We start from the raw sequence: 12,517 nt of genomic DNA, 5'->3' as shown, positions 1-12,517 counted from the left end.
AACGATACTTGTAACGAATCCGAACAGTTATTGAAACAGGATTTATTTTAAATGGTTGAAATTCAATAATTTAAAGCTGGGGTATGCTTTTAGCTGTATTTGCCGCCTAAACTTAATTGATCATGCTGAAAAATTACCTGCTTGTAGCCTTTAGAAACCTCTCTAAAAACAAAGCCTTCTCATTTATTAATATTGTTGGTTTGGCAATTGGCATGGCTGCATGCCTCTTAATTTTACAATACGTAAGTTTTGAATTAAGTTTCGATAATTTCCACGCTAAAAAAGATCGCATCTATCGCATAAATCAGGACAGGTTTAACAATGGTAAATTGAGCACCCGCTGGGCTGGTGGGGCGTTTGCTCCGGGTGGCGCTTTTAAGGCTGTCCTGCCGGAGATAGAAGATTTTGTAAAAATTGTAGATGCGGGCCAGGTTTTGGCCAATTATAAAGACCAAAAGATGGTCATCAAAAACGATTACTTTGCCAGTACTTCTTTTTTTAATATTTTTTCGTTCCCGCTTATCAGCGGTGATCCTAAAACCGCTTTAAAAGAACCAAATACTGTGGTGATATCTGAAGAAGTGGCGCAAAAACTTTTTCATAATACGAACGCAGTTGGGCAATCATTATTCATCAATAACAATAAACCGTTAAAAATTACGGGGGTAATGAAAAATATGCCCAACAATACCCACATGAAATTTGATTTCTTACAATCATACAATACGCTGCTAAAAGATGTTCCAATTACTAAAGATTTTAACCTTGATAACGCCTGGTTATCTGATGGTTGTAGAACCTACTTGCTGCTCAAGCCAGGCGTTGATCCCAGGGTTTTAGAGGCCAAGTTTATACCCGTTGTAAAAAAGGTATATGATAATTATAAAAGCGCCGGCGAAGGTGCGATCTATACCTTACAATCCGTGCAAAGCATCCATCTGTACTCCAATCGTATGTCTGAGTTTCAGCCCAATGGCGATGGCAAGTCGGTTTATTTGTTATTAGGTATAGCCATATTTGTGATCATCATTGCCTGGATCAATTATATTAACCTGGCTACGGCCCGTGGTATAGGCAGGGCCAAGGAAGTAGGCGTACGTAAAACGCTCGGCTCGGCAAAGGCACAGCTTGTTGTGCAATTCATGCTCGAGGCTATGCTGCTTAACGCACTGGCTATAGTACTGGCCATATTGCTCATCGTGATCTGTATACCTGTATTTGCCAATATATCGGGCTTACAAATGGGATTTACTTTGCTTGCCAAACCGGCTTTTTGGATAGCTGTAGCAGCGATATTTGTTTTGGGATCTTTTTTCAGTGGTTTTTATCCGGCAATTGTGTTATCGGCATTCAGGCCGGTTGAAGTGATGAAGGGAAAGATTTTGGCATCGCCCAAAGGAGTCATGTTACGTAAAGGGATGGTGGTATTTCAGTTTGCTGCTTCTATATTTTTACTCATTGGTTCGCTTACTGTATTCAGGCAGTTGCAGTTTATGCAAAACCAAAAGCTGGGTGTAAAAATTGACCAGACACTGGTAATAAAGGCCCCGCTGGTTAAAGTCGATTCATTTTTAAGGAACATGGGCGCTTTTAAACAGGAAAGTTTGGCACAGCCTGCTATAAAAAGTGTTACGGTATCAACCTCAATTCCTGGTGAGCCGGTAGGTTGGAACGCAGGTGGCATAAAACTAACCACTGCCGATCAAAGCCAGGGCAAACAATACCGTATTATAGGTACCGATTATGATTACCTTAAGGCTTATGACCTGAAACTGATAGCCGGCAGGATATTTTCTAAAGATTTTGGTGACGAACCCCATAGTGTAGTTTTTAACCGGAAAGCTGTTGAGCAGATCGGCTTTAATAAACCGGAAGAAGCTTTGGGTAAAAAAATTGATTTCTGGGGACAGGTTTATACCATAGTAGGCGTAGTTGATAATTTTCATCAGCAATCCCTACGCGATTCATATGATGCGCTTATCTTCAGATGCATACCAGATGTAAGGGGCTCTGTATCGGTAAAAATAAGTTCTACAAATGTTGCCCAAACTATTGCAGACCTCAAGAAAACATGGGCGGCATTTTTCCCTGGCGATCAGTTTGATTATTTCTTTTTAGATCAGCATTTTAATGAACAATACCAGGCCGACCAGCGCTTTGGGCAGGTATTTGGTGTATTTACCGGCATCGCGATTTTTGTGGCCTGCCTGGGCTTGTTTGGCCTGGTATCATACACTATTGTTCAGCGCACCAAAGAAATAGGCATCCGCAAAGTTTTAGGAGCTACGGTAAACAGTATTTTAGGGCTGTTGTATAAGGATTTCGCGGCACTGGTACTGGTATCATTTATTGTATCGGCACCGCTGGGTTGGTATGCTATTAACAAATGGCTGCAAACTTATGCCTTTAGGGTTGATATTCACCCGCTGCTGTTCATTATCCCATTTGTGATAGTCCTGGTGATAGCGTTTGCTACAGTATCCTATCTCAGCGTAAAGGCTGCCTTAACCAACCCTGTAAAGAGTTTGAAGACGGAGTAGGTTGGTTGTGGGGAATATTTGTGAGGACACAAACAACGGGATGAAAAGTGAAGGATAGCGCGATTCCCCTCTTGAGAGTGGAAGGGCTCATGAAAAGACAGCTATCAAACTTTGAAGGGAAATAATACCGTCCACAGTTGACTCACCCGGTCTACGCTTCGCTGGACCACCCTCTCTCCGGCTTCGCCGTAAAGAGGGTAAAGGAAAAAATGTTGAAATCCCCTCTTTGCGCGGAGCGTAGAGAGGGGTGACAAACGCAGCGATGTCGGGGTGAGTCGATACCGCGTTTAATTCTGGTCGTCTGTCTTTTGATAGGCTATTACGCTCCGGGGAGGGGGGCTGTAAAATTGTTAAACACATCCCCGCCACTGCACGGGCCAGCCACACCCCTTCTCAAGAAGGGAGCTAACCTTATACCACTTTATAATTAATTTCGTTATTTTGCTACATGCCCGTTTTAACTGCGCCCGAAAAATCAGCTATACCAACTTACTCACTGCTGCAAAATAGTACTATTGACAGTAGCATGATAGAGGTGCGCGAGGCCGGGGATCATTGCGGGGAGTTTAAGCTTGATCCGGCTTTTCTGATACCCCATCGCAAAGATTATTACCTGTTTGTATTGGTGAAGAAGGGGAACAACCGGCATTGGATAGATTTTATGCCTTATACCATTAAGCCTGATACTTTTTACTTTACTGTACCTCAACAAGTGCACCTTAAAGAATATGCAGGGCCAATGGAAGGTCTTATAACTTGCTTTACCGATGAGTTTTTGCAGCTGGAAGAGAACCGCGTATTAAAACAACTTCCTATAATCCAGAACCCGGCCGGGGCGCATGAACTGTTGCTGAGTAAGCAGGATTTGAATTTTGTTGAAGACGTGATGCGCAAAATGCTGGCCGAATTTAAAACGGATAGCAGTTGGCGCAACCAGATGCTTACATCGTGGTTACGTGTATTAGTAATATACCTGAGCCGGCTTTATACCGAGCAATTCAGCGAAACCACCATTACCCAGAATTACTGCCTGCTCAAAAGCTTTCAATCGCTTATAGGCGAACATTACAGCAACCAGCATGATGTTGCCGCTTATGCYGGGCAGTTAAACATAACGCCAGGCCACCTTACTGAGGTTATTAAGCAACAAAGCGGTAAAACGGCCATTACCCATATTCATGAGCGTCTTATTGTTGAGGCAAAACGGCGTCTTTTACATACCGATCTGTCTGTAAAACAAATTGCCGATGAACTGGGTTTTGAGGATGCTGCCTATTTTAACCGCTTTTTTAAACGCCTTACCGATGCCACGCCGATAAACTACAGGCTGCAAATCCGGGAAATGTACAGTTAATGCCCTGCTATGTGCAGCGGTATTAAAATTGTGTTGCCATAGCTTTGCTTTATGAATAAAGAAACAGTTTTAATAACCGGCGCCAATAAAGGTATTGGCCTGGAAACCGCCCGCCAGCTTTTAAAGGCGGGCTATCATATATTTTTAGGAAGCAGGGATAAAAGTAATGGCGATAAGGCTGTTGAGCAATTAAAAGCCGAAGGGTTTGCCGATGTGGAATTGCTGCTGATTGATGTTGTAAATGAACAATCGGTACAGCAAGCGCATGATGACCTGGCTAAACGCATTGATAAATTAGATGTACTGATCAACAATGCAGGTATCCCCGGTATATTCCCTCAGGTGCCATCAAATACCGATAATGAAACGTTGCATAATGTTTTTGAAGTAAACTTTTTTGGCGTTATCCGTACAGTAAGGATCTTTATTGATCTGCTGAAAAAGGCCGAAAATCCAAGGATAGTAAACGTTACTTCAGACCTGGGGTCACTTACCCTGCATAACGATCCTAACTGGCAATATTATCATTTTAAATCCGCGGCTTACGGTCCGTCAAAAACGGCTTTGAATGCTTACACCGTTGCTTTGGCTTTTGAGCTTAAAGACCAGGTTAAAGTAAACATGGTAAATCCCGGCTATACCAATACTGAATTTAACCACAACCAAGGGCCTAAAAAAGTGGAGGATGGCGCAGCACCAATTGTAGAATATGCTATGTTGGATAAAGACGGGCCAACAGGCAAATATATCAGTGATGATGGTGTAACGCCCTGGTAGATTTTTGGGAGCAAGGATAGAGAAATTCAATAACAATTAGTCATACCGAATTTATTTCGGCATCCCATATGCGAGGTATGCAGCTTGAAGTTTATTTGTCCTGTGAGATGCCGAAATAAATTCGGCATAACATTTTGGTTAAACACAAAGCCCCGGTTAATACCAGGGCTTTGTGTTATAAATTAAAGATTGATGAGTTTATTAAACTTTACCTAATTCCTGAACCAGGTCGATAAGTTTGTTTGAATAACCCCACTCGTTATCGTACCATGATACCACTTTTACGAAGTTATCATTCAGGGCGATACCTGCTTTAGCATCAAAAATTGATGTACGTGCATCACCTTTAAAATCTTCAGATACTACATCATCTTCAGTATAACCTAAAATTCCTTTAAGGTCGCCTTCTGATGCTGTTTTCATAGCTGCTTTGATCTCTTCGTAAGTAGCACCTTTTTTAAGGCGTACAGTTAAATCAACAACAGATACATCGGCAACCGGAACACGGAATGACATACCGGTTAATTTACCTTTTAGCTCAGGGATAACCAAAGTAACCGCTTTAGCAGCGCCAGTTGATGAAGGGATGATGTTTTGGTAAGCGCCACGGCCACCTCTCCAGTCTTTAGCTGATGGGCTATCAACAGTTTTTTGAGTAGCTGTAACAGCGTGTACAGTGCTCATTAAGCCTTCTTCAATACCAAAGCTATCGTTCAATACCTTAGCAATAGGAGCAAGGCAGTTGGTAGTACATGAAGCGTTTGATACAATGGTATGCTCGGCAGTTAATTTTTTATTGTTAACGCCCATTACAAAAGTAGGGGTATCATCTTTAGCTGGTGCGCTCATTACAACTTTTTTAGCGCCGGCATCAATATGTTTTTGAGCAGATTCCTGAGTTAAGAACAAGCCTGTTGATTCAATGATCACTTCGGCACCCACTTCGCCCCATTTAAGGTTAGCAGGGTCCTTTTCAGCAGTAACACGGATGGTTTTACCGTTTACAACCAAATGTCCGCCTTCAACAGCAATAGTGCCTTTGAATGGTCCGTGAGTTGAATCGTATTTCAACATGTAAGCCATATAATCAGGCTCAACCAGGTCATTAATACCAACAACTTCAATGTCGGGTCTTTCAATTGCGGCTCTGAATGCCAGACGGCCAATGCGGCCGAAACCGTTAATTCCTATTTTCATGATTTTTAATTTTTATTTGAATAGTAGGTTAATAAATTATTTATGGGTTCTTTTATAATGTTTGCTATTTGCAGATCAGCCTCAGCAGCAGCTTCATATAAATGTTCCTGAAAGTTGGCAGCAACCGTACCTGCAAAATGAATGGAGGCCCCTGGGTGTTGCTTAGATAAAGGTAACAAATATGTGGAAATTAGCTTGCTAAATCCTTTTTTTATGACGTTTTGAAGATAGTTGTCGTCGCGGTTTTCCAGGTAAAAATCAGTAAAGGAGCTTAAAAACAAGGCCGGTTGTTTTTGCCGGTAAACTTTTTCAAGCAGTGTTTTGCGGTCGGCCTCATACTTATGAACAAACTTCTTTTTAATATTTGTTGGTAAAGTTTCGTTCATAAATCCTTTGATCAACTGCCTGCCCAGCCAGTTGCCTGAGCCTTCATCGGCCAAAATATAACCAAGGCCATAGTTATTAGGCCACACCTTTTTACCATCATACCAGGCCGCGTTTGAGCCGCTGCCGCAAATGCTGATAATGCCAGGTGAATTTTTGCAGCAGGCAATTGCCGCCGCGGTAATATCATGATCAACAGTTACCTTTCCGAATTTGAAAAATGCCGACAGTGCATTATGAACAATTTTCTTACGCTCATCAGAAGAGGCGCCCGCACCAAAAAAATAAATGCGTCTTATTTGTTCGGCGTGGTGTATCAGGTTAATATTTTTATTGAGTAGTTGCAGGATATGCTTTTCGTCGTTAAAATAAGGGTTGATGCCGTTGGTTTTAAAAGAAGCCACAGTTCTTCCCTTATCGGCCAGCCGCCAATGTGCAAAATACGATCCGCTATATACAACTGCAATCATTTATTATATTGATAGTACATCCATCATTTGCAAAAGGTCTTCCTCCAGCTTAAACTCGTGGTTATTAAGGGCATCCTCCAGGGTGGTAAGCAAAATATGGTTGGCCTGCAAACCTACCATTTTTTGTGTTTCGCCTGCAATTAACGCATTTACGGCGGCAAAGCCAAGCCTGCTGCCCAAAATACGGTCGAAGCTTGACGGGCTGCCCCCTCTTTGTAAGTGGCCTAATATAGTTACTTTAATGTCGTAGTCTTTAACTTCTTTTTGTACTGCCTTAGCCACATCATAAACACCGCCATTTTTATCACCCTCGGCAACAATTACTATGCTTGATGACTTTTTGTTGGATTGGCCGAGTTTCAAATTTTTAATCAGATCCTCAATGGCGGTCTCCCTTTCGGGCAATAATATGGCCTCGGCGCCGCATGAAATACCCGCGCGCAGGGCAATAGCTCCTGAGTCGCGGCCCATTACCTCTATAAAAAACAGGCGGTCATGCGCATCGGCTGTATCACGTATTTTATCAATAGCCTGAATAACAGTATTGGTTGCTGTATCAAAACCCAGTGTATAGGTTGATCCGCACAGATCATTATCAATAGTACCCGGTACACCCATAACAGCAATGTCGGGGTATTTTTTTGAAAAACGCAGTGCACCGGTAAATGTGCCATCACCTCCAATAACCACCAGGGCATCAACGCCCTGTGCCTTTAAGTTTTTGTAGGCTGTAGCCATGCCTTCATCTTCTTTAAAAGGTAAACAGCGCGCTGTTTTTAAAATAGTACCTCCCAAATTAAGTATGTTACTTACCGAGCGGTTGTTCATATCGTACATATCGTTTTCGATAAGCCCTTTATAACCCTGTCTCACACCAACAACCTCAAGGCCATTATATAACGCGGTTCTAACAACTGCCCTAATGCAGGGATTCATTCCGGGAGCGTCGCCGCCCGAAGTTAAAACTGCAAGTTTTGAAATTTTACGCATCTTTACATCACTTAAATTTGTGCTACGAAGATACTGTGTGTAAATTACACCATTAAATTTTATTTATTTTTTTTTGGATTAAGAATTAAGGACATATATTTAACAAGTAAACTTAAATCCCCATACAGTTTTGGAAGTAATGCTACCCAAGTTTGATTCCGTATTCTCTATTGACTGCGTAATTTTTGGCTTTGAAGCCGGAGAGCTTAAAATTTTGCTGATCGAGCGCAACGAAGAACCGTATAAAGATTGGCTGGCGCTGCCTGGTTATATTGTTGAACAAGACGAAAGTATCGATGATGCTGCCGAACGTATATTGTATGAACTCACGGGTTTGCGCGATATGCACATGCAGCAGTTTCATACTTTTGGCGAAGTGAACAGGCACCCCCAGGGCCGGGTTATTACCGTGGCCTATTACGCGCTGATACGCATAAACGGGCAAAAAGAGCTAAGACCGGTTACCCAGTATGCCAAAAAAGCGTTCTGGCACCCGGTTAGCGAACTGCCTAAGCTGGCATYTGACCACAGCGAGATATTTAATACCGGTTTTAACAAGATTCGCAGGCGGTTGCATTATCAGCCGATAGCTTTTGAGTTGCTGCCCGAAAAATTCACACTAACCCAACTGCAGTCGCTTTATGAGGCTGTTTTAAATAAAAAGCTGGATAAAAGGAATTTCAGGAAAAAGATGCTGAGTTACGGGTTTTTAAAAGAATTAGACGAAAAGCAAAAAGGGGTATCATATCGTGCTGCCAAGCTGTATAAGTTTGATAAACGGAAGTATGGCAAAATATTTCAGGGCGAAATGACTATTGGATAGGAGATTTTGGGACTGTGAGACTGTGGGACTTTAGGATAGAGGATTATTGGAATAATATAGTATAATAAGATACAGGAAGAATTTATAAAAAAGCAAGGGCCGGAAATTATTTCCGGCCCTTGCTTTTTTATCTTTTATCTAATAGTCCTTTATCTTTATCCTAAAGTCCCACGGTTCCATAGTCCTAAAAGTCTTATAAAGAGCTTGGTGCCAAATCTAAATGGTATTTTACCAGGTTATCTATAGGCGAGCGGATAATGTTACCTACTACCATTCCGTTTTCGGTAACAACCTCTTCTAAAACGTTCCTGAAGTTATAACCAACTGAGCCTATGCAATTAAAGCTGTATTTCTGATAATCAGGGTAGTGTGTTACCAGGTTACGGAAAAAATCTTCGAATGAAGTGCGTACCAGGTTGCGTGAGTATTCAATGTGAACGTTGTTATCATAAACAAATTTGCTGAAGCTGGCGCAAAAGCGGTTGGCACGGGGTTGGGTGTAAACCTGCTCGTTTATATCATCGGGAGTAAGTTTATAAGTTTCCCAAAACAAATTGCGTACAGGCTCGGGCATGTAACCACGTAAATAATCAACCAGCAATTTTTTGCCAATATAACAGCCACTGCCTTCATCGCCCAGGATATAAGCTCCTGAGTCAATGTTTTGAAGCACTTCTTTGCCATCGTAAATACAGGTATTGGTACCTGTACCCAAAATAGCTGCAAAACCTTCATTATTACCTAACACGGCACGGGCCGCGGCAAGCAGATCATGCCCAATGTTTACTTTTGATTTGGTAAAAACAGCCTGCATAGCTACTTCTACGATCTTACGCATTTCGGGGGTCGAACAGCCTGCACCGTAATAATTTACTTCGGTTATTTCATCTTTTTTAAGGTCGGTTGGCAAACTTTCATTTAATGACTGTATGATATACTCCGTACCAGAAAAATAAGGGTTATAACCCTCAGTGTTAAAATACACTTTTTTACCTTCATCGGTAACCAGACACCAATTTGTTTTAGTTGAGCCACCGTCAGCAATTATGATCATAATTAAGTTTTATTAAAAAAATTGGGTTAAAAGTATGATTAACTTATTGTAAAAAAAACACTTTCTATTTTAAAAAATAAAAAATGCTGTTTCCGGGTCAATAATACTCTTTTTTGTGTACAAAAAAACGTTTTAAATGCATTAAACACTGGTGTTGACACGCACTTTATTAAAAATTAAAAAATTACAATAACCGTATGATTAACATGTAAATAACATACAGGCAATTAAGTTACTGTAATTTGCAATTGTACGTAATGTTAAATTATTTAGCAACAATATGTTTATTTACGCTTTATAACCCTTACATTTTACAACTACAAAAATGACAGGGAATTGTTGGAGAGGATGTGCGTTATTTTAATGCCAGGAACTTTTTCTTTTAACCAGGTTGCCATAAATTCTGAACCTGGTTCTTCACTGGCAATATGCCCCAACACGATGAGCGAAAGGTTTTGACCTTTTGCCTGCGCGTCGCGTACATACTCTGCAGTTTCCCACTCCTGTATCTCGCCGCATATTAAAACATCCGGTTTTTCTTTACTCATAGCCTGTATTTGCCGGGTACCGCCTGCAGCGCCGGGCATCAGCAATATTTTTTTACAGCTTTGATTGAGGTTGCCTATGTACCTTACCTTGCTAATGAACAGCTTTTGCTTTACATATTCAATTAATGAGCCCAAAGAGGTGGCCGGAAGCATGAGTATATTACTTGCCGAAGGGTTGTAATAGCCCGACCAGTTAAGCTGCTTTAATAAACCCATCCTAACACCATCGGGGACCAGGCTGTGTATATAATCGTGGTTGCGCCATACGGCTATGTTGTGTTGTTTTAACAGATCGGCTTTATAACGGTAAACATCGTCATTTGCCAGCCAGGAGGTATCGTCCTGGTGATTGTAAAAAGTAGGTTCATGGGCAATGATGAAATTGGCACCCAGTGCTATAGTTTTTTTTATCACTTCAACAGTGGCGAACATGGTGGTAACAATGCCAGTAACCTTAATATCACGGCTGCCGGCTTTCAGGGTATCAACCGTATTGCTAAAGGGAGCTCCCGATATTTGCTTCGTAAACATATCCATGATCTCGCCCACGGTTATATCTTTCTCAACATCAAGAAAACTACCGGCTTTGCCTGCCAGCGGCGATGTTAAAAGGGCTGTAACGCCTGCCACTTTGGTAAGGTTGTATATAAATTTGCGCCGGTTAAGGTCACCGTTTAAAGGGAACAGGTTTTTTGTTGTGCTCATGGTAATTATTGGATGATCAAATATAGAAAATAGGGGTATACAGGTTATAGATAAAAATACAACAAGCCATTCATGTTAATAACCATAAGCCAGAATCGATGTGCATTTGCCAGGTCAGTTTATTTTAAACACATGTTTAAGTTTTTCCTGACTGAGGGGCTTTGATATAAACTCTTTAACAGTGGGGTATGATCGTGATTTATCAATATCCTCAGCAAAAACTGATGAGCTTACAATATAAATTTCAATTTTACCAAATGGGTCAATCCTCATGCGGTCAAATACATCCAGAAAATCCCACCCATTCATAACGGGCATGTTGATATCTAAAAAAATGTAATCCGGTAATTCATCAAAGTTGTCGATATTAAGAAGCTCAAATATGGCATCTTCACAATTGATAAAAGTTTTGATCTTAGGATTTATCAACAGGCTGTTAATATACTTTTGCGAAATATAGTGATTGATGTCATCATCATCTATACAGAAAACTTTAGTATGTATATTGCTAACAGTCATGTTTTTACAAGAGTTCAATATTTAAAATTGTTTTTATAATATTAATAAAACCTGATTAGGCAAAAGTATTAATTACCTGATGCGCTTAAATACGTGTTTTCACGGTATTTAATGGTGGTTTTTACGCATTTAATATCTTTTATATATTATAAATCACTTGCTGCATTATGGCGGCTATTTATAACACAGGAAATAAATATTATACGAGTAATACTAATTCAACATCTTAAATACAATGAAGTAACAAAATTGATTGATATTTCAGCATAATTTTGCATATTTGCACCGCGAAAAAAATCGCGATGGTCTCATAGCTCAGCTGGATAGAGCAACAGATTTCTAATCTGTCGGTCTCAGGTTCGAATCCTGATGAGATCACGAAATTCGAAGCCTTTCTGTGTAGCAGAAAGGCTTTTTTATTGCTGTATGTGGCTTAAAGCTTTAAATGCGGGTTTGTAATCTAATCTGTTAACTAATAAAATCTGTTTGTTTCCTTTTGTGTGTTGAATCTTGCCCTGTATTTCAGGATCTCACTACTCTTTCTTTGGTTCCTTATTCCACGTTTTACCTTTATAGGTTATTACATTGCCTTCAAAGCGACTATCATAATCATTCAAATCAAGCTGTTCTTCAACTATTCTAATTATACTATAAGGTGATGTTGTCCGGACCACTCGAGGGTAGGTTAGACTTGTTGTTGCAAAGGTTTCCTGTTCTTGCACTACCAGGTAATCATCGCCATTACGGTAAACACTTGTGTCGTACCATTGAAAAGTTGGTAACATTAAATTTAAAACCCACAAGAAACATAAAGGTATTGCAAGGCAACCTGATAATATTTTTGCAAGTAAGGTGACGCGTTTATTAGGTCTAATAAAAACTGCCAAAGTGCATAATAGCCCAAGTAAGCCAAATAATCCCATCGAAGAATCTGTAAGACAGGCTAATACACTATCTCTTATTTGAATTGAGAATATAGATTCCCATGGCAGAAAGCCAAGTATCGTGATAACGACAAAGAACATTATAAGCCTAAGAGACCATTTTTTATGTTTCAAGGTTGGTGATAAAGGTTCAGTCATACAAACCGAAAGTAATCACTTAAAAGGTGATTCGCAATATCAGAATTGAGAATATTTGATAGCTGAATTGCTAC

11 protein-coding genes and 1 tRNA gene are annotated in these 12,517 nt (G+C 40.5%); 5 read left to right on the top strand and 7 right to left on the bottom strand.

The genetic code is table 11. The features are described 5' to 3' along the window. Positions 1 to 122: 122 nt before the first annotated feature. From AC1DRQ_RS08095 to AC1DRQ_RS08085, 3 genes are all read left to right on the top strand, one after another. Complete coding sequence (locus AC1DRQ_RS08095) at positions 123 to 2,540, top strand: ABC transporter permease (protein WP_477423493.1); 2,418 nt, start codon at positions 123 to 125, stop codon at positions 2,538 to 2,540. Positions 2,541 to 2,988: 448 nt separating this feature from the next. Then, positions 2,989 to 3,894 carry a helix-turn-helix domain-containing protein gene (locus tag AC1DRQ_RS08090; protein ID WP_429394961.1) on the top strand — a complete coding sequence of 302 codons (906 nt, stop codon included), beginning with the start codon at positions 2,989 to 2,991 and terminating at the stop codon, positions 3,892 to 3,894. Between the two features lie 51 nt (positions 3,895 to 3,945). After that, on the top strand, positions 3,946 to 4,671 hold the full coding sequence (locus tag AC1DRQ_RS08085; protein WP_477423490.1) for an SDR family NAD(P)-dependent oxidoreductase: 726 nt from the start codon (positions 3,946 to 3,948) through the stop codon (positions 4,669 to 4,671). A gap of 201 nt (positions 4,672 to 4,872) precedes the next feature. Here the strand turns inward: AC1DRQ_RS08085 and gap are convergent, their stop codons facing one another. Genes gap through pfkA form a run of 3 tightly spaced genes read right to left on the bottom strand, consistent with a single transcriptional unit; the run spans position 4,873 to position 7,712 of the window. Next, the gene (gene gap, locus AC1DRQ_RS08080; protein WP_477423488.1) at positions 4,873 to 5,868 is read right to left on the bottom strand and encodes a type I glyceraldehyde-3-phosphate dehydrogenase; all 996 of its coding nucleotides are present in this window, start codon (positions 5,866 to 5,868) and stop codon (positions 4,873 to 4,875) included. A gap of 5 nt (positions 5,869 to 5,873) precedes the next feature. Beyond that, positions 5,874 to 6,722 (bottom strand): hypothetical protein, encoded by an 849-nt coding sequence (locus AC1DRQ_RS08075; RefSeq protein ID WP_429394969.1) that lies wholly within the window; start codon positions 6,720 to 6,722, stop codon positions 5,874 to 5,876. Between the two features lie 3 nt (positions 6,723 to 6,725). After that, positions 6,726 to 7,712: a 6-phosphofructokinase gene (gene pfkA, locus AC1DRQ_RS08070; protein WP_429394972.1), complete on the bottom strand. Its 987-nt coding sequence runs from the start codon at positions 7,710 to 7,712 to the stop codon at positions 6,726 to 6,728. A 130-nt stretch (positions 7,713 to 7,842) separates the two neighbouring features. Here pfkA and AC1DRQ_RS08065 point away from each other — a divergent pair, with 130 nt between their 5' ends. Then, a complete protein-coding gene (locus tag AC1DRQ_RS08065) occupies positions 7,843 to 8,535 on the top strand; it encodes an NUDIX hydrolase (protein WP_477423485.1) in 693 nt (230 codons plus the stop codon). A gap of 193 nt (positions 8,536 to 8,728) precedes the next feature. Here AC1DRQ_RS08065 and AC1DRQ_RS08060 read toward each other — a convergent pair whose 3' ends face one another. The 3 genes from AC1DRQ_RS08060 to AC1DRQ_RS08050 form a co-directional block, all read right to left on the bottom strand. Beyond that, on the bottom strand, positions 8,729 to 9,589 hold the full coding sequence (locus tag AC1DRQ_RS08060) for an N-acetylglucosamine kinase (protein WP_477423483.1): 861 nt from the start codon (positions 9,587 to 9,589) through the stop codon (positions 8,729 to 8,731). 317 nt (positions 9,590 to 9,906) lie between these two features. Beyond that, entirely contained in the window at positions 9,907 to 10,842 is a 936-nt protein-coding gene (locus AC1DRQ_RS08055) for a Nif3-like dinuclear metal center hexameric protein (RefSeq protein ID WP_477423481.1), read from the bottom strand. 114 nt (positions 10,843 to 10,956) lie between these two features. Continuing rightward, positions 10,957 to 11,361: a response regulator gene (locus tag AC1DRQ_RS08050; RefSeq protein ID WP_477423479.1), complete on the bottom strand. Its 405-nt coding sequence runs from the start codon at positions 11,359 to 11,361 to the stop codon at positions 10,957 to 10,959. A 304-nt stretch (positions 11,362 to 11,665) separates the two neighbouring features. Between AC1DRQ_RS08050 and AC1DRQ_RS08045 the strand changes: the two genes are divergently transcribed. After that, positions 11,666 to 11,739: transfer RNA gene (locus AC1DRQ_RS08045), tRNA-Arg, on the top strand. A 155-nt stretch (positions 11,740 to 11,894) separates the two neighbouring features. Here AC1DRQ_RS08045 and AC1DRQ_RS08040 read toward each other — a convergent pair. Beyond that, positions 11,895 to 12,443 (bottom strand): hypothetical protein, encoded by a 549-nt coding sequence (locus AC1DRQ_RS08040; RefSeq protein WP_477423477.1) that lies wholly within the window; start codon positions 12,441 to 12,443, stop codon positions 11,895 to 11,897. Positions 12,444 to 12,517: the final 74 nt, after the last annotated feature.

This window comes from Mucilaginibacter sp. P4_E8 (assembly GCF_056401495.1).
This window is presented reverse-complemented; position numbering and strand designations above follow the sequence as displayed.

Coding starts and splice junctions, on each gene's coding strand:
- AC1DRQ_RS08095 (WP_477423493.1), top strand. CDS start 123: ATGCTGAAAAATTACCTGCTTGTAGCCTTTAGAAACCTCTCTAAAAAC.
- AC1DRQ_RS08085 (WP_477423490.1), top strand. CDS start 3,946: ATGAATAAAGAAACAGTTTTAATAACCGGCGCCAATAAAGGTATTGGC.
- gap (WP_477423488.1), bottom strand. CDS start 5,868: ATGAAAATAGGAATTAACGGTTTCGGCCGCATTGGCCGTCTGGCATTC.
- AC1DRQ_RS08075 (WP_429394969.1), bottom strand. CDS start 6,722: ATGATTGCAGTTGTATATAGCGGATCGTATTTTGCACATTGGCGGCTG.
- pfkA (WP_429394972.1), bottom strand. CDS start 7,712: ATGCGTAAAATTTCAAAACTTGCAGTTTTAACTTCGGGCGGCGACGCT.
- AC1DRQ_RS08060 (WP_477423483.1), bottom strand. CDS start 9,589: ATGATCATAATTGCTGACGGTGGCTCAACTAAAACAAATTGGTGTCTG.
- AC1DRQ_RS08055 (WP_477423481.1), bottom strand. CDS start 10,842: ATGAGCACAACAAAAAACCTGTTCCCTTTAAACGGTGACCTTAACCGG.
- AC1DRQ_RS08050 (WP_477423479.1), bottom strand. CDS start 11,361: ATGACTGTTAGCAATATACATACTAAAGTTTTCTGTATAGATGATGAT.
- AC1DRQ_RS08040 (WP_477423477.1), bottom strand. CDS start 12,443: ATGACTGAACCTTTATCACCAACCTTGAAACATAAAAAATGGTCTCTT.